Annotated in this window: 16 protein-coding genes; 13 read left to right on the forward strand and 3 right to left on the reverse strand. The window is 59.6% G+C overall.

All coding sequences use genetic code 11. From position 1 onward, the window contains the following. Positions 1–315 precede the first annotated feature (315 nt). The 11 genes from ribD (at position 316) to LG31_RS0109025 (ending at position 11,851) form a co-directional block, all read left to right on the forward strand. Complete coding sequence (gene ribD / locus LG31_RS0108975) at positions 316–1,425, forward strand: bifunctional diaminohydroxyphosphoribosylaminopyrimidine deaminase/5-amino-6-(5-phosphoribosylamino)uracil reductase RibD (protein ID WP_033114136.1); 1,110 nt, start codon at positions 316–318, stop codon at positions 1,423–1,425. A 54-nt stretch (positions 1,426–1,479) separates the two neighbouring features. Next, on the forward strand, positions 1,480–2,133 hold the full coding sequence (locus tag LG31_RS0108980; RefSeq protein ID WP_033114137.1) for a riboflavin synthase: 654 nt from the start codon (positions 1,480–1,482) through the stop codon (positions 2,131–2,133). Between the two features lie 147 nt (positions 2,134–2,280). Continuing rightward, positions 2,281–3,390, forward strand: a complete 1,110-nt coding sequence (gene ribBA / locus LG31_RS0108985; protein ID WP_033114138.1) for a bifunctional 3,4-dihydroxy-2-butanone-4-phosphate synthase/GTP cyclohydrolase II — start codon at positions 2,281–2,283, stop codon at positions 3,388–3,390. A gap of 199 nt (positions 3,391–3,589) precedes the next feature. Next, on the forward strand, positions 3,590–4,060 hold the full coding sequence (ribH, locus tag LG31_RS0108990; RefSeq protein ID WP_033114139.1) for a 6,7-dimethyl-8-ribityllumazine synthase: 471 nt from the start codon (positions 3,590–3,592) through the stop codon (positions 4,058–4,060). 14 nt (positions 4,061–4,074) lie between these two features. Further along, positions 4,075–4,488 (forward strand): transcription antitermination factor NusB, encoded by a 414-nt coding sequence (gene nusB / locus LG31_RS0108995; protein WP_033114140.1) that lies wholly within the window; start codon positions 4,075–4,077, stop codon positions 4,486–4,488. Between the two features lie 57 nt (positions 4,489–4,545). After that, positions 4,546–5,505 (forward strand): thiamine-phosphate kinase, encoded by a 960-nt coding sequence (gene thiL, locus LG31_RS0109000; RefSeq protein ID WP_033114141.1) that lies wholly within the window; start codon positions 4,546–4,548, stop codon positions 5,503–5,505. Then, positions 5,502–5,996 (forward strand): phosphatidylglycerophosphatase A family protein, encoded by a 495-nt coding sequence (locus LG31_RS0109005; RefSeq protein WP_033114142.1) that lies wholly within the window; start codon positions 5,502–5,504, stop codon positions 5,994–5,996. The genes thiL and LG31_RS0109005 overlap by 4 nt, the downstream gene beginning before the upstream one ends. Positions 5,997–6,482: 486 nt before the next feature. Next, on the forward strand, positions 6,483–8,207 hold the full coding sequence (locus LG31_RS0109010; protein ID WP_033114143.1) for a dipeptide ABC transporter ATP-binding protein: 1,725 nt from the start codon (positions 6,483–6,485) through the stop codon (positions 8,205–8,207). A 70-nt stretch (positions 8,208–8,277) separates the two neighbouring features. Next, positions 8,278–9,834, forward strand: a complete 1,557-nt coding sequence (locus tag LG31_RS0109015; protein WP_033114144.1) for an ABC transporter substrate-binding protein — start codon at positions 8,278–8,280, stop codon at positions 9,832–9,834. Positions 9,835–9,932: 98 nt separating this feature from the next. Continuing rightward, positions 9,933–10,907 (forward strand): ABC transporter permease, encoded by a 975-nt coding sequence (locus LG31_RS0109020; RefSeq protein ID WP_005343520.1) that lies wholly within the window; start codon positions 9,933–9,935, stop codon positions 10,905–10,907. 2 nt (positions 10,908–10,909) lie between these two features. Next, a complete protein-coding gene (locus LG31_RS0109025) occupies positions 10,910–11,851 on the forward strand; it encodes an ABC transporter permease (protein ID WP_033114145.1) in 942 nt (313 codons plus the stop codon). A gap of 74 nt (positions 11,852–11,925) precedes the next feature. On the opposite strand, the gene dxs is transcribed toward LG31_RS0109025, so the two are convergent. Genes dxs through xseB form a run of 3 tightly spaced genes read right to left on the reverse strand, consistent with a single transcriptional unit; the run spans position 11,926 to position 14,958 of the window. After that, positions 11,926–13,794, reverse strand: a complete 1,869-nt coding sequence (dxs, locus tag LG31_RS0109030; protein WP_033114146.1) for a 1-deoxy-D-xylulose-5-phosphate synthase — start codon at positions 13,792–13,794, stop codon at positions 11,926–11,928. 21 nt (positions 13,795–13,815) lie between these two features. Continuing rightward, the gene (gene ispA, locus LG31_RS0109035) at positions 13,816–14,706 is read right to left on the reverse strand and encodes a (2E,6E)-farnesyl diphosphate synthase (RefSeq protein WP_033114147.1); all 891 of its coding nucleotides are present in this window, start codon (positions 14,704–14,706) and stop codon (positions 13,816–13,818) included. Continuing rightward, complete coding sequence (xseB, locus tag LG31_RS0109040; RefSeq protein ID WP_033114148.1) at positions 14,707–14,958, reverse strand: exodeoxyribonuclease VII small subunit; 252 nt, start codon at positions 14,956–14,958, stop codon at positions 14,707–14,709. It abuts the gene before it with no gap. Positions 14,959–15,167: 209 nt separating this feature from the next. On the opposite strand from xseB, the gene pomA reads away from it, so the two are divergent. Both pomA and LG31_RS0109050 read left to right on the forward strand, forming a co-directional pair. Further along, positions 15,168–15,926 (forward strand): flagellar motor protein PomA, encoded by a 759-nt coding sequence (gene pomA, locus LG31_RS0109045; RefSeq protein ID WP_033114149.1) that lies wholly within the window; start codon positions 15,168–15,170, stop codon positions 15,924–15,926. A gap of 8 nt (positions 15,927–15,934) precedes the next feature. Then, positions 15,935–16,828: a flagellar motor protein MotB gene (locus LG31_RS0109050; RefSeq protein WP_033114150.1), complete on the forward strand. Its 894-nt coding sequence runs from the start codon at positions 15,935–15,937 to the stop codon at positions 16,826–16,828. The last annotated feature ends 139 nt before the right edge of the window (positions 16,829–16,967 follow it).

Raw genomic sequence — 16,967 nt, forward strand, 5'->3', positions numbered from 1 at the left:
ACTGCGAACCCCTCCCGGATCGGAGGGGGCATAATCGGCCGGGGCCGCCACGCTGGCTGCCGGCTGGCAAGTGGACTGTTGCGCCAGTGAAACATCCAGGCTGAGTATTGTTTCGCTGGTGAAAAAATTTGAGGGTGTGCGACCGCAACCTGCGAGTCGGCGCCTGCCGTCATGGCGGGAAATGCCATGGCCGATCTGCCCGATGTTGTTGGCGATAAGCTGGTGAGCTGCAAGAGATAAGAGAACGCAACGCATCTTCTTGCCCCATCAGATTGCTGCACCACACGGGATACGTTGCTGGAAACAGGAGCCCGGATGTTTAGTCAAGATGATTACCAATGGATGAGTCGGGCCCTTGAGCTGGCCCGCCGCGGCCGTTACACCACGGCCCCCAACCCCTGCGTCGGTGCCGTGCTGGTCAAGGATGGCGTGGTGGTTGGCGAAGGGTGGCATCAGAAGGCGGGCGAGCCCCATGCCGAGGTCTACGCCCTGCGCGCCGCCGGTGACAACGCCCGTGGTGCCACCGCCTATGTGACCCTCGAACCCTGCTCCCACCACGGTCGTACTCCCCCCTGCGCCGAAGCGCTGATCAACGCCGGCGTAGCCCGGGTGGTAGCGGCCATGGTTGACCCCAATCCTCAGGTGGGCGGACGCGGTCTGCGGATGCTCTCCGAGGCGGGCATCAAGACCGATTTTGGCCTGCTGGCGAGCGAAGCGGAAGCGCTCAATCCGGGCTTTTTCAAGCGGATGCGTACCGCCTTCCCGCGAGTGACCGTCAAGCTGGGGGCCAGTCTCGATGGCCGCACCGCCATGGCGAGCGGCGAGAGCCAGTGGATCACCTCCCCGGATGCGCGCCGTGACGTGCAGCGACTGCGTGCCCGCCACGATGCGGTGCTCTCCAGCGCCGAAACCGTGCTGGCCGATGGCGCTTCCCTGACCGTGCGCTGGGACGAGCTGCCCCCCTCGGTCAAGGCGAGCTATCCCAAAGAGACCCTGCGCCAGCCGCTGCGGGTCATCGTCGATTCGCAAAACCGGCTCACCCCCGACCTGCCGCTGTTCCAGAGCGAGAGCCCGGTGCTGCTGGCCCGTCACAAGGCGTCCGGCGAGTGGCCCGCGTGGGTGCAGCAGCTGGAGCTGCCGCTGCTGGATGGCAAGCTGGATCTGGTCAGCCTCTTCATGCTGCTGGCCAAGCAGAACGTCAACTCGGTACTGGTCGAGGCGGGGCCGCGGCTGTGCGGCGCTCTGCTGGAAAAAGGGCTGGTGGATGAGCTGGTGCTCTATCAGGCGCCCAAACTGATGGGCGACGAGGGGCGTGGCCTGTTCCATCTGCCTGGCCTGACCCGGCTGTTCCAGGCGCCCAAGCTCGCCATCAAGGATGTGCGCATGGTGGGGCCGGATATTCGCATTACCGCCAAAATAGCCTGATCTTTCAATGTTCAAGGGGGCATTCGTTGCCCCGTCATCAGCAAGGTGATCTGCATGTTTACCGGAATTATCGAAGCGGTGGGGACTCTGGCCGAGCTGCGCCGTCAGGGGGAGGACATGGCCCTTACCGTCCACGCCCCGGGCCTGGATTTTAGCGACGTCAAGCTGGGCGACTCCATCGCTACCAACGGCGTCTGCCTCACCGTCGTGGCGCTTGGCGACAAGAGCTATACCGCCGATGTGTCGCTGGAAACCCTCTCCCGTACCGGCTTTGCCGCCGCCAGAGTGGGCGATCGGGTCAATCTCGAGAAGGCGCTGATGCCCACCTCCCGCCTCGGCGGCCATCTGGTCTCCGGCCATGTGGACGGGGTAGGGGAAGTGAAAAGCGTCTCCAGCAGCGGCCGCGCCATCGAGTACTGGATCAAGGCGCCGGGCGAGCTCTCCCGCTACATCGCCGAGAAAGGTTCCATTGCGGTGGATGGCATCAGCCTCACCGTCAACGCGGTGCAGGGCGACCTGTTCCGCCTGACAATCGTGCCCCACACCGCCCAAGAGACCACCATCGCCAGCTGGAAGCCGGGTCACAAGGTCAACCTTGAGGTGGATCAGATCGCCCGTTATCTGGAGCGATTGATGATGGGCAAGAGTCAGGAGAGCAGCGCCTCTACCCTGACTCTGGACAAGCTGGCCAAGGCCGGTTTTCTCTGATGGTCGGGGTGTTGGCCCCGACCAAAACGATTTTCTGTGATCCCGCTCCGATTGAAATGGGACCATGCGCCCCAATCTAGAGCAGCATATCTCGCATTCCCGTTGAGCCTGCGGGCTCAATCCCCAAATAGACAGATGGAGTAGCCCATGGCGCTGAGCACAACCCAGGAAATCATTGCCGACATCAAGGCTGGCAAGATGGTGATCCTGATGGATGACGAAGACAGGGAGAACGAAGGGGACCTCATCATGGCCGCCTCCTGCGTCCGTCCGGAGGATATCAACTTCATGGCCCGCTACGGCCGTGGCCTCATCTGCCTGACCCTGACCCGGGATCGCTGCAAGCAATTGGCGCTGCCGCTGATGGTGGATCGCAACAATGCCCAGTTCTCCACCGCCTTTACCGTCTCCATCGAGGCGGCAGAAGGGGTGACCACAGGAATCTCCGCCGCCGATCGCGCGGTGACCGTGCAGGCCGCTGTCGCGCCGAATGCCAAAGCAGCCGATCTGGTGCAGCCGGGCCACATCTTCCCGCTGATGGCGCAGGATGGCGGCGTGCTGACCCGTGCCGGTCACACCGAAGCGGGCTGCGATCTGGCTCGTCTGGCCGGTTTCGAGCCTGCCGCCGTCATCGTCGAGATCCTCAATGAAGATGGCACCATGGCGCGCCGCCCGGATCTGGAGCTGTTCGCCGAGGAGCACGGCATCAAGCTTGGCACCATTGCCGACCTTATCGAGTACCGCAACCAGCACGAGACCACGGTCGAGAAGGTGGCCGAGTGCAAGCTGCCCACCGAGTTTGGCGAGTTCGACCTCATCACCTTCCGCGACACCATCGACAATCAGGTGCACTTCGCCCTGAAAAAGGGTGAGGTGCAGGCCGACCAGCCGACTCTGGTTCGCGTCCATCTGCACGATGTGCTGAGCGATCTGCTGCTGACTGATCGCCACGCAGCCCGCAGCTGGCCGCTGCCCAAATCCATGGCCCGCATTGCAGACGAGGGCGGGGTGCTGGTGATCCTGGGGGCGGAAGCCCATGGCGCCGAGCTGCTGGCCCGGGTAAAGGGTTTTGAAGCTGCCGACAAGGGCTTGGCGCCGGAAGGAGCCAAGTGGCAGGGTACTTCGCGTCGGGTGGGCGTTGGCTCCCAGATCCTCAAGGCCCTTGGCGTGAGCAAGATGCGCCTGCTGAGCTCGCCGAAGAAGTACCATGCCCTCGGTGGTTTCGGTCTGGAAGTGGTTGAATACATAGGCGAATAACAGCCACAGCTGCGGCTTGCAGAGGGCGTTATCCGTCCTCGGCAAGTCGTGGAGTATGCCGGCGCATGACCACGCCGGCCCGTTGAATTGGCGATCATGGCCGCTCGTTGCGGCCATGGTTTTTGTCGTGGGTCTGTTGTGCTAGAATGTGCGCACTTTTGACTCCGGCCCTTTTGCTTTCACAGATACAGGATTTCCAATGAAGGTTATCGAAGGAAACATTGCCGCTCCCGAGGCGCGCGTTGCCATTGTCGTTGCCCGTTTCAACAGCTTCATCAACGACAGCCTGGTGAGTGGTGCAGTAGACGTACTGAAGCGTCAAGGTCAAGTGCAGGACAGCAATCTGACTCTGGTGAAAGTACCGGGCGCAGTTGAAATGCCGCTGGTTATCAAGAAGCTGGCCAAGAGCGGCAAATATGACGCCATCGTGGCGGTCGGTACTGTCATCCGTGGCGGCACCTACCACTTCGATCTGGTGGCAAACGAGAACAGCAAAGGCATGGCCCAGGTGATGATGGAGTATGAAATCCCCGTCGCCTTCGGCGTGCTGACTACCGAAAACATTGAACAAGCCATCGAGCGTGCAGGTACCAAGGCGGGTAACAAGGGTGCAGAGGCTGCACTGGCAGCGCTTGAAATGATCAACGTCCTGAAAGAACTGGACGTGTAACGAGGAGAAATGCATTGAAACCGTCTGAGCGCCGTAAAGCCCGTCATTGCGCCACCCAGGCCATCTACCAGTGGCAGATGACCAAGGCCAACGTGGGTGACATCGAAGAGCAGTTCAAGATCGATCAGGACACCAAGGGTGTAGACCTGAACTACTTCCGCGATCTGCTGTTCGGGGTATCGCTCCACTGCAACGAGCTGGACAAGGTCTTCGCACCTTTCCTCTCCCGTCCGCTGGAAGAAGTGGACATGGTGGACAAGGCGATCCTGCGTCTGGCGACCTATGAGCTGACCCGTCGTGATGATGTGCCGCCGCGTGTGGTCATCAACGAAGCGATCGAGCTGGCCAAAGCTTTTGCTGCCGATGACAGCCACAAGTTTGTCAACGGTGTACTGGACAAGGTGATCAAGTCGCTGGACAAGCGCTGATACCTGCGTTCATCAGCATCTAATAGAGGAGCCAGCTTATCGCTGGCTTTTTACTGTATGGGTGAATTCGAGCTGATTGATAAGTACTTCAAGGTCCCCCACGCCCGCAAGGACGTGGTGATGGGCCCTGGAGACGATTGCGCCCTGCTGACCCTGCCCCCCGACACCCAGCTGGCGGTGAGCACGGATACCCTGGTCAGCGGCGTGCACTTCTTTCCCGACATGGATCCGGTCGATCTCGGTTACAAGGCGCTGGCGGTCAATCTCTCCGATCTTGCCGCCATGGGCGCAGAGCCGCGCTGGGTTTCGCTGGCGCTGACGTTGCCGGCCATCAACGAGAGCTGGGTCGCCGGCTTTGCCGAAGGATTCCTGGAGCTTGCCGAGTACTACAACGTGGCGCTGGTGGGCGGGGACATGACCCGCGGGCCGCTCTCCATCACGGTGTCGGTCAAGGGCTCGGTGCCTGCCGGTCGCGCCCTGATGCGCAGCGGCGCCAGGGCAGGTGACGGCATCTATGTCACCGGCACTCTGGGGGATGCTGCTCTGGCGCTCTCCCATCTGCTGGGCAAGCGCACCCTCAACGAGAACCAGCTGGCGGCCGTGCTGCCGCGCCTCGACCATCCCCATCCCCGCATTCTGGCCGGACAGGCGCTGCGCGGACTGGCGGGCAGTGCGCTGGATCTCTCCGACGGGCTGGCATCGGATCTCGGCCACATTCTCAAGGCGTCCGGTGTGCGGGCCCAGATCGATCTCGATCTGCTGCCGCTCTCGCCGGTGCTGCAGGATGCGGTGAGCGAGCAGGAGGCGTGGCAGCTGGCGCTGGCCGGCGGCGATGACTACGAGCTCTGCTTCACCGTGCCGCAGGAGCATCACGGCGCGCTCGATACCGCGCTGGCCCACAGCGGGGTCAAGTTCACCCGTATCGGCCGTATCGTGGCGGGTGAACCGGGCATTGAGTACCTGCGTGGCGAGCAGCCGGTCGAGCTGCAACTGAAAGGGTGGGATCACTTCGCATGAGTCTGTTCACGATAAAGCCCGAGCTGAAACGACTGGATCTGAAGAATCCGCTCCACTTTCTGGCGGTGGGCTTTGGCTCCGGTCTCTCCCCCAAAGCGCCGGGCACCATGGGGACGATCGCCGCCATCCCGCTCTACCTGCTGGTGAGCGGTTTGCCGACCTCCTGGTTTATTGCCCTGCTGGTGGTGGGGTTTGTGGTGGGTATCCGCATCTGCCAGAGCGCCACCGATGCCATCGGCATGCCGGATCACGGCGCCATCGTCTGGGACGAGGTGATCGGGTTTGGTGTCACCATGATAGCGGCGCCGGCCGGTTGGGAGTGGGTACTAGCGGGCTTCCTGCTGTTTCGGCTGTTCGATGTGCTCAAACCCTGGCCCATCTCCTGGTTTGATCGCCGTATCCACGGCGGCCTTGGCATCATGCTGGACGATCTGATTGCCGCTCTGTTCGCCCTCATTTGTATGCAATTACTGGCCGCCTGGCTCGGTTGATTGCCCTCTCCCGGGGAGTGACTGTTACAGCACTCCCCGATTTATATCTGCTTAATTTTCATTCATCGGCATATGCTGCCGTATATCATCCATTTCACATAAATATTCACTACTCATTCGGGGCCTTATCGCGAATGGAGAATAGTGATAAATGCTGCTTGTTGCGTTCTTGTTGAAATTAAAGTAATGCTAGCGGTAGGTATATGGATATGCGGGCCATTTTTGTGACTATAGTCATCATTTTTCGCTATGGAAATGGTGGTTATCTGCGCAAAACATTGCGGAATTGTATAACTCAATCATTTACACCCGTGGGCAAACCGTCTAATTTACTCGCGGGTTATTCCAAAAAAATGCAAAAAACCCGCCCGGATCGCTGGTTTAACTGCTACACGGATTGAGCATTAATTGCCCTGAGCAGCACCGGCATCTGCGGCCAATTTATGGACGAATTATTTGGGACGGATGTCCCCCGCAGAGGTAAACATGTCCTTGCTCGAAGTAAAGAACTTGCGGATCGAGTATCCCTCCCGCTACGGGGTACTGGCCGCAGTGAAGGATCTCTCTTTCTCCATCGAAAAAGGGGAGATTGTCGGCGTCGTGGGTGAATCCGGTGCCGGCAAATCTACCATCGGCAACGCCGTCATCGATCTCCTGAGCCCGCCCGGTCGCATCGCCCGTGGCGACATCTACCTCAATGGCGAGCTTATCTCCGGCAAGAGCCAGAACGAGATGCGGGCCATCCGTGGTTCACGCATCGGTTTTATCTTTCAGGATCCCATGACCTCCCTCAACCCGCTGTTCACCGTTGAACACCAGCTGGTCGAGACCATCCTGGCCAATACCGATCTGTCACGCGAAGCGGCCTTTGCCAAGGCGCTTGATCTGATGAAGGCGGTCGGTATCCCGAGCCCGGAGCTGCGCATCAAGCAGTATCCGCACCAGTTCTCCGGTGGCATGCGCCAGCGGGTGGTGATTGCCATCGCCCTTTCCGGCGACCCCGAACTCATCATTGCCGACGAGCCGACCACGGCGCTGGACGTCTCCATCCAGGATCAGATCCTCCAGCTCATCCGCACCCTCTGCAAAGAGCGTCAGGTGGGCTGCATGCTGGTGACCCACGACATGGGGGTGGTTTCCAACGTCACCGACAAGGTGGCGGTGATGTATCGCGGCGATCTGGTGGAGTTTGGTCGTACCGAGCAGGTGCTGGGCAGCCCCAATCACCCCTATACCCGCAGCCTCATCTCGGCGGTGCCTCGCTCCGACGTGAAGCTGGTGCGCTTCCCGCTGGTCTCCTATATCGAGGATGCCAGCGCACCGGATACCAATATCGACCTCAAGACCCACTGGCTCGGTCAGAGTCAGGACGAGCGTGCCTATGAAGGGGCCCTGCTGCGGGTGGAGAACGTCGATCTGAAGTTTGTCACCAAGGACTCCATCTTCCCGAGCCGCCGCCAATATGTGCGTGCCTGCAACAACATCAGCTTCGAGATCTTCGAGGGGGAGACTTTCGGTCTGGTGGGGGAGTCCGGCTCAGGTAAATCGACCATTGCCCGCGCCATCACCGGTCTCTATCCGCCTGATACCGGCAAAATCGTCTTTGAGGGGATCGATCTGACTGCCCTCAAGAGCGAGAGCGAGCGCCGCCCCCTGCGTCGCCAGATGCAGATGGTGTTCCAGAACCCCTATTCGTCGATGAACCCGCGGATGAAGGTACGGGACATCATCGCCGAGCCGATCCGCTTTCACCAGCTGGCGAGCAGCGAGAGCCAGATCGAGGGGATTGTCGGGGATCTGCTGGATCACGTCGGCCTTGGCCGCGGAGCCGGGGTCAAGTATCCCCATGAGTTCTCCGGTGGTCAGCGCCAGCGCATCTCCATTGCCCGCGCGCTGGCGACCCGCCCCCGTTTTCTCATCTGCGACGAGCCCACCTCGGCGCTGGATGTGTCGGTACAGGCGCAGATCCTCAACCTGCTCAAGGATCTGCAGCAGGAGCTCAAGCTCACCATGCTGTTCATCAGTCACGATCTGCCGGTGATCCGCCAGATGTGCGATCGCATCGGGGTGATGCAGCACGGTCATCTGGTGGAAGTGGCCGAGACCGAGAAACTCTTTACCAATGCCGAGCATGAGTACAGCCGCAAGCTGATCTCCCTCATGCCGGAGTTCAAGGGAATGTCCCGCGAGGGGCTGGAAATCGCAAGCTAGGAGAGCGCCGGTGCGCCGGTCTGCTTGTCAAAAAAAGTGTCATAAGAAAGCCAAAAGCATGGAGAACAAGATGAAGAAAGGATTGTCCAAGATTGCCCTGGCGCTGTTTGCCGCCGGTTTCGCCTTCAGTGTCTCAGCCGCTGATATCAAGGTGGGTGTCGCCTCTGACGCCACTTCGCTGGATCCGCAGGAGCAGCTCTCCGGTCAGACTCTGGAGATGTCGCACCTGGTATTCGATCCCCTGATGCGTTACACCCAGGATCTGAAATTCGAGCCCCGCCTGGCCGAGAAGTTCGAGCGTGTCGATGACAAGACCGTCCGCTTCCACCTGCGCAAAGGGGTCAAGTTCCACTCTGGTAACGACTTCACCGCCGATGACGTGGTGTGGACCGTCAACCGTCTGAAATCCTCCGTCGACTTCAAGGCGATCTTCGATCCTATCAGCGAAGTGAAGAAGGTCGATGACTACACCGTCGATCTGATCACCGCCAAGCCGTTCCCGCTGGTGCTGCAGACCGTCACCTATATCTTCCCGATGGACTCCAAGTTCTACACCGGCAAGACCGAAGCAGGTAAAGACAAGGCCGAGATCGTCAAAAACGGCGACTCCTATGCCTCTACCCACGTTTCCGGTACTGGCCCGTTTATCGTCAAGTTCCGCGAGCAGGGTGTGAAGCTGGACTATGCCCGCAACGCTAACTACTGGGACAAAGCCTCCAAGGGTAACGTCGAGAACCTGACCGTGGTGCCGATCAAGGAAGATGCGACCCGTGTTGCAGCCCTGTTGGGTGGCGACGTCGACATGATCTATCCGGTTGCGCCGAACGATCTGGAGCGCGTCAAGAATGGCAAGGACTCCCAGCTGGTGACCCTGTCCGGTACCCGCGCCATCATCATCGAGCTGAACCAGAACACCAACCCGGCGCTGAAAGACAAGCGCGTGCGTCAGGCGATCAACTACGCCATCAACGAAGTAGGCATCGTCGAGAAGATCAACAAAGGCTTCGGTACTCCCGCAGGTCAGTTGAGCCCGAAAGGCTATGCCGGTCACAACGAGGCGCTGGTGCCCCAGTATGATCTGGCCAAGGCCAAGCAGCTGATGAAAGAGGCCGGTTACGAGAAAGGCTTCAAGATGACCTTCATCTCCCCAGCGGCCCGTTACGTCAACGACGTCAAGATTGCCCAAGCTGTCTCCGCCATGCTGGCCAAGATCAACATCAAGGTGGATCTGAAAACCATGCCGGTGGCCCAGTACTGGCCGGAGTTTGACAAGTGCGCCGCGGACATGCAGATGATCGGCTGGCACTCCGACACCGAAGATACCGCCAACTTCTTCGAGTTCCTGACCTTCACCAAGGATGCCAAGACCGGTATGGGTCAGTACAACTGCGCCGGTTATGCCAACGCCGAAGCTGACAAGCTGGTGATGGATGCCAACGCCGAGACCGATCCGGCCAAGCGTGCCGAGATGCTGAAGAAGGTCGAAGCCATGCTGATCGAAGATGCTGCCTACGTGCCGTTGCACTGGGAAGATCTGGCCTATGGCGCCAAGAAGAACGTCGACATCAAGCCGGTGGTCAACGTGATGAACTTCCCTTACCTGGGTGACCTGGTGGTCAGCAAGTAAGCGAAGTACCAAGGAAGGACGGGGCGGGGTGGTCAGTTGGCCATTCCGCCCACTAACAGAAGCCTGTGCCACGACACAGGCCATGTAGAAGGACAAGCATGTTTACATTCCTGCTGAAACGGTTCTATCAGGCCGTGATAGTGATGTTCGTCATCAGCCTGGTCGCCTTCTCCATCCAGGACAACCTGGGTGACCCGTTACGCGAGCTGGTGGGACAATCCGTCTCCGAAGCCCAACGTCACGAGTTGCGCGAGAAGATGGGCCTTAACGATCCCTTCCTCATCAAATACAGCCGCTTTTTGAAAAATGCGGTGCATGGGGATTTGGGCACCTCCTATTTCTTCAAGCGACCTGCTCTCGAGGTGATCCTCGACAAGCTGGTGGCTACCCTTGAGCTGGTGTTTGCCGCCGCGCTCATCATCGTAGTGGTCTCTATTCCACTCGGTGTCTATTCGGCGATCCGCCCGCGCAGCATTCCCACCAAGATCATCATGGCGGGGAGCAGTATCGGCATCTCGATCCCGGTATTTTTGACCGCCATCATGCTGATGTACCTCTTTTCCATCCAGCTGGGCTGGCTGCCGGCCTATGGTCGCGGCGAGACCCGTAACCTGCTGGGCTGGGAGTCGGGCTTCTTCACCTGGGATGGTATCAAGCACCTGATCCTGCCTGCGGTGTCGCTCTCCTCCATCATGCTGCCGCTGTTTATCCGGCTGGTGCGCTCCGAGATGCTGGAGCAGCTCTCCTCCGAGTACGTCAAATTCGCCCGCGCCAAGGGGCTGGACAACAACAAGGTCTACTATCAGCACGCCTTGAAGAACACCATGCTGCCGGTCATTACCGTCGGCGGGGTGCAGATCGGCACCATGGTGGCCTACACCATCCTGACCGAAAGCGTGTTCCAGTGGCCGGGGACCGGCTTCCTGTTCCTCGAGGCGATCCACCGGGTCGATACCCCGCTGATCACCGCCTATGTCATCTTCGTGGGACTGATCTTTGTGGTAACCAATACTCTGGTCGACCTGCTCTACGGGTTGATCAACCCGACCGTTAACCTGACTGCCAAGGGGTAAGCATGAGTAACGCTGTAACTGCAAGCCCAAGCCGTTGGGCACGTTTCAAGAACTCCGACATCGTCTACTACTTCCTGCGGGATAAGGTAGCCATGTTCAGCTTTGCGGTGTTCGTGGTGTTCGTGGTGGCCGCCTTGCTGGCCCCCTGGATAGCCCCGCACAACGTCTATGACCAGACCAGCTTCGACCTGATGGATGCCGAACTGCCTCCTTCATGGCTGGATGGCGGCGAGGAGCGATTCTGGCTCGGTACCGACAACCAGGGACGGGATATCTGGAGCACCATCCTCTATGGTGCCCGTATTTCGCTGACCATAGGTCTGTTCGCGGTGGGGCTGCAGCTGGTGCTGGGGATCGTCATCGGTCTGATCGCCGGCTACTTTGGCGGTCGCATCGACAACCTCTTGATGCGCTTTGCCGACGTGCAGCTGTCGTTCTCCACCATGATGGTGGCGATCATCATCTCCGCCATCTTTCAGGCGACCTTTGGCTCCGAGTTCTACTCGCGCTTTGCCATCGTGATGCTGGTGGTGATCATCGGGATCGCCGAGTGGCCGCAGTACGCCCGTACCGTGCGCGCCTCAGTGCTGGCCGAGAAGAAGAAGGAGTATGTGGAGGCAGCCAAAGTGATGGGGTTCCGCGCCCCGCGCATCATGTTCCGTCACATTCTGCCCAACTGCCTCTCGCCCATTCTGGTTATCTCCACCGTGCAGGTGGCCAACGCCATCATGAGCGAAGCGGCACTATCCTTCCTCGGTCTGGGGATGCCGGTAGACCAACCGTCACTGGGGTCGCTTATCAGCGTCGGCTTCAACTACATTTTCTCAGGGTCCTGGTGGATCACCGCCTTCCCAGGCATCTGTCTGGTGGTGCTGGTGCTGGTCATCAACCTGCTGGGTGACTGGTTGCGGGATGTGTTTAACCCCAAGATCTACAAAGGGTAATCCGGGTTAGAAACGCCAAAATAAAAAGGGCGCCAATGAGGCGCCCTTTTTTTGTTTGATAACTTTAAGCGTTATCAGGCTTGCAGCCAGCTTTCGATGCTGCGCTGGATACCTGCATCGTCCAGACCGAGCAGGGCATAGATCTCCTGCTGGGTACCCTGTTCCACGAAGCGATCCGGCAGGCCGAGGTTGAGCACCGGCTTGCACTGTTTATTGCGCATCAGCATCTCGTTCACTGCCGAACCGGCTCCACCCATGATGGCGTTGTCTTCGATGGTGACGAAGTGATCGTGGCTGGCCGCCAGCGACAGCACCAGCGCCTCATCCATCGGCTTGACGAAGCGCATGTCCACCAGAGTGGCATCAAGCGCTTCGGCCGCTGCTTTGGCGTGTTGCAGCAGGGTGCCAAACGCCAGAATGGCGGTGCCTTTGCCCTCTCGAATAATGCGTCCCTTGCCAAGCTCCAGTGCCTGCATCTCTGACGAGACGGGGGCATCGCTCAGGCTGCTGCCGCGCGGGTAACGCACAGCGGCAGGGCCCTGATGGAGATAGCCGGTATAGAGCATCTGGCGGCACTCGCTCTCGTCGGAGGGCGTCATCACCACTATATTGGGCACGGTGCGCAGGAAGCTGATGTCGAACGCCCCCTGATGGGTCGGACCATCGGCCCCTACCAGCCCTGCCCGGTCGATGGCGAACAGCACCGGCAGATCTTGCAGCGCCACGTCGTGGATCACCTGATCGTAGGCGCGCTGCAGGAAGCTCGAATAGATGGCGACCACCGGCTTCTTGTCGGCAATGGCGAGACCGGCGGCAAAGGTGACCGCATGTTGCTCGGCAATCGCCACATCGAAGTAGCGCTCCGGATACTGCTGGCTGAATTTCACCAGCCCCGAGCCCTCGCGCATGGCTGGGGTGATACCGACCAGCTTCTCGTCTTTGGCCGCCATGTCGCACAGCCACTGGCCAAAGATGGCCGAGAAGGTGGGTTTGGCTCCGCTCGCCTTGGGCAGGGCGCACTCGTCCGGATTGAACTTGGGCACAGCGTGATAACCGATGGGGTCTTTTTCGGCGGGCTCGTAACCCTTGCCTTTCTTGGTCTTGACGTGCAGCAGCTGCGGGCCTTTGAGATTGCGCATGTTGCGCAGGGTCTCGACCAGCGCCTCGATATCGTGACCGTCGATGGGGCCGATGTAGTTGAAGCCGAACTCCTCGAACAGAGTACCGGGCACCACCATTCCCTTGAGGTGCTCTTCTGCCCGCTTGGCCAGCTCCTTGACCGGCGGTAGACCGGCCAGCACCTTCTTGCCGCCTTCGCGGATGGTGGTGTAGAGCTTGCCGGACATGACCCGGGCCAGATGGTTGTTGAGCGCGCCGACGTTCTCGGAGATGGACATCTCGTTGTCGTTGAGGATCACCAGCATGTCTTTATGGACGTCGCCAGCGTGGTTGAGCGCTTCAAACGCCATCCCCGCAGTAATGGCCCCATCACCGATCACCGCAACGACCTTGCGGCCCAGCCCTTCACTCTCGGCGGCAACCGCCATACCGAGTGCGGCACCGATGGAGGTGCTGGAGTGGCCGACGGAGAGCACGTCGTACTCGCTCTCGCCACGCCAGGGGAAGGGGTGCAGACCATCCTTTTGACGGATGGTATGGATCTGGTCACGGCGTCCGGTCAGGATCTTGTGGGGATAGGCCTGATGGCCCACATCCCAGATCAGCCGATCGAACGGGGTGTTGTAGACGTAGTGCAGGGCCACGGTCAGTTCGACCGTGCCGAGCCCGGAGGCAAAGTGTCCGCTGGAGCGGCTGACGGAGCGCAGCAGATATTCGCGCAGCTCGTTGCACAGCACCGGTAGCCGTTCTTTGGGCAGGGAACGCAGCTCTATCGGGGTGTCCGCGAGGGCCAGGTTGGGGAAATTGCTAATATCAACGCTCATTTTTTAACTGTTATCCAGCGTTTAGTGGGTTCGCTCGATGATGTAATCGGCGAACGCTTCCAGAATGTCGGTATTGTAGGGCAAGGATTGCAGGGCTGTTAAGGCTTTACCGTGCAGTTCGCGAGCCAGCTCACGGGCGTTTTCGAGTCCAAGCAGGGCCGGATAGGTACTCTTCTCCAGCGCCAGATCGGAGCCTTGCGGTTTGCCCAGGGTGGCGGTGTCACCGGTGATGTCGAGAATGTCATCCTGCACCTGGAAGGCGAGGCCGATGGCGGAGGCATAGGTTTGCAGTGCCGTCAGGGTCGCTTCGTCCACATTCTCCTTGCACAGGGCGCCAAGAGTGACGGCACACTCGATGAGTGCCCCCGTCTTGTGGCGGTGTACCTGCTCCAGCTCGGCGAGCGTGATCCGGCGTCCTTCCGCTTGCAAGTCCAGCGCCTGACCGCCGCACATACCGAGGTAACCGGAAGCGCGGGCGAGGGTGCTCAGCATGCGCACCCGGTTGGCCAGCAGTGTCTCGGGCATGGGGTGATCGGCCAAAATGGAGAACGCCAGCGTTTGCAGGGCATCACCGGCCAGAATCGCGGTGCCTTCATCGAATGCCTTGTGAACGGTCGGCTGGCCGCGACGCAAATCGTCGTCATCCATGGCGGGCAGATCGTCGTGCAGCAGCGAGTAGGCGTGGATGCACTCCACAGCAGCGGCCGGGCCATCGAGCAGTTCGCTCTTTACCCCCAGCATCTCGCCGACGGCGTAGACCAGAAAGGGGCGTACCCGCTTGCCGCCCAGTAGCAAGCCATATTTCATGGCATCGCGCAGGCGCGGTGCCATGGCGGGCAAGGATTCAAGTTGTGCTGACAGACAGTCGTCAATACGCTGACGATGCAGACGGGAAAAATGGTCCAGCGCCACTCACTCTTCTCCTTGTTCTGGCTGGAAGGGGGCAAGCTGGTCACTGCCATGGGCTTTGCTCAGCAGGATCTGGATCTTCTGTTCTGCCTGTTCCAGCTTCTGCTGGCCGGCACGCACCAGATGGACTCCTTGCTCGAACTGCTTGAGCGCCTCTTCCAGCGGGAGGGAACCTTGCTCCAGCTGATGAACGATGGTTTCCAGCTCTTCCAGAGTGGCATCAAAACTCAGGCGGTCGATTTTTTTACTGGCCATGTCCATCCTCGGGGATTGAAAAAAACGGCTTATATTAACATCGACCGCCCACCGGGGGGAGGCTGAAAACGCCAGAGCCGCAAACTCTCGACCAATCGGTCGATAATGAGTCGTCTCTCCCTTCGGATGGAAACTTGCTGCCGGAGCCGCAATAGCAGAAAATTCAACGGCGTATAATAGTGCGTCAGCACAGATGACAGGAGTAGGACGTGGATCTAGGTAGTCTGATAGGCATAGTGCTGGGCTTCGGGGTGGTGATATATGGCATGCTGCTGGGGGGCCCTGTCACCATGTATGTGGACATGCCCTCCGTCTATATCACCATTCTGGGCTCCATCTTTATCGCCATGATGAAGTTCAACCTTGGCCAGTTCCTGATGGCGTTCAAGGTGGCCGGCAAAGCCTTTATGTACAAGGGTGACAAGCTGGACGATCTCATTACCAAGGCGGTTGAGCTGGCCGATGCATCCCGCAAGGGGGGCTTTCTGGCGCTGGAAGCGGCGGAAATCCCCAATCCCTTTATGAAAAAAGGGATCGACATGCTGGTGGATGGCCACGATGCCGATGTGGTGCGTGGCGTGCTGGAGAAGGATATCGAGCTGACTTCCGAGCGTCATGTCATCGCCATCAAGGTATTCCGCACTCTGGGTGATCTCGGCCCGGCCATGGGCATGATAGGTACGCTGGTGGGGCTGGTGGCCATGCTGGCAAACATGAGCGATCCCAAGTCCATCGGCCCGGCCATGGCGGTGGCATTGCTCACGACCCTATATGGCGCTATCGAGGCCAACATGATCGCGATTCCCATTGCCGACAAGCTGGAGCTGCGCAGTGGTGAGGAGCGACTCTGCCGCACGCTGATCCTCGATGCCATCATGGGTATTCAGGATGGCCAGAATCCGCGGGTGATCCAGGCCATGTTGCAGAACTATTTGCATCAATCCAAACGCAATAACGGCGCGGAGTAGGGGGCTTTATGTCCAAATGCAAATGTCCGCCACCGGGGTTGCCCGGTTACATGGGGACTTTCGCCGATCTGATGTCGCTATTGATGTGCTTTTTCGTGCTGCTGCTCTCGTTTGCCGAGATGGACGTACAGAAGTTCAAGCAGATTGCCGGTTCCATGGAGAAGGCGTTCGGCGTGCAGAATATTCTGGAAGTGAAGGATATTCCCAAGGGTACCTCGGTGATTGCTCAGGAGTTTCGGCCGGGCCGGCCGGAGCCGACCCCCATCGATACCATCATGCAGCAGACCATCGACATGACCCAGACCGAGCTTGAGTTTCTGCCCGGCGAGTCGGATCAGGCTGGCGGGCAGGACAAAACCGATGGCAAGCAGACCGGTGGCGATACGGCTCAGGATGCGCACCAGGCGCAGCAGCAATCCAATGAGCTGGCCAAAGCGCTCGCTGAACAGATGAAGTCCCAGATCCAGGATGGGGCGATTGAAATCGAGGCGCTGGGTCAGCAGATCATCATCAGGATCCGGGAGAAGGCGTCATTTCCTGCCGGATCGGCTTTTCTGCAGCCCCAGTTCTGGCCGGTTATCCGTAAAGTTGCCGAGTTGCTCAAGGATGTACCGGGGGAGATCACCATCTCCGGCCACACCGATAACGTGGCAACTCATGACGAGCTGTTCCAGTCAAACTGGGAACTGTCAACCCAGCGTGCGGTAGCGGTCGCTCACCAGATGATCAAGGTGCCCGGTTTTGATCAGGGGCGGCTGGTGGTGCAGGGGATGGCAGATTCCCAGCCGCTGGTGCCCAACAATACCCCGGAGAACCGGCGGGCGAATCGGCGCGTGGAGATCTCCATCATGCAGGGCAAGCCCACAGTCTCGGCCCCCATCTCGGTGCCGCAAGCAGAGTGATGATGAGTAGCAAAGCGAGATCTGCATCAGGGAGCTGACATGGATTTTGTGCCGGCTTCATATTAAGATGCCCTATCCGAACCGACTGCTGCGGCTTTCTTGCTGATCGCCGCAGCTTCTATTTTCAAGCAACCCAGGT

This window comes from Aeromonas lacus, assembly GCF_000764665.1.
Taxonomy (GTDB): domain Bacteria; phylum Pseudomonadota; class Gammaproteobacteria; order Enterobacterales; family Aeromonadaceae; genus Aeromonas; species Aeromonas lacus.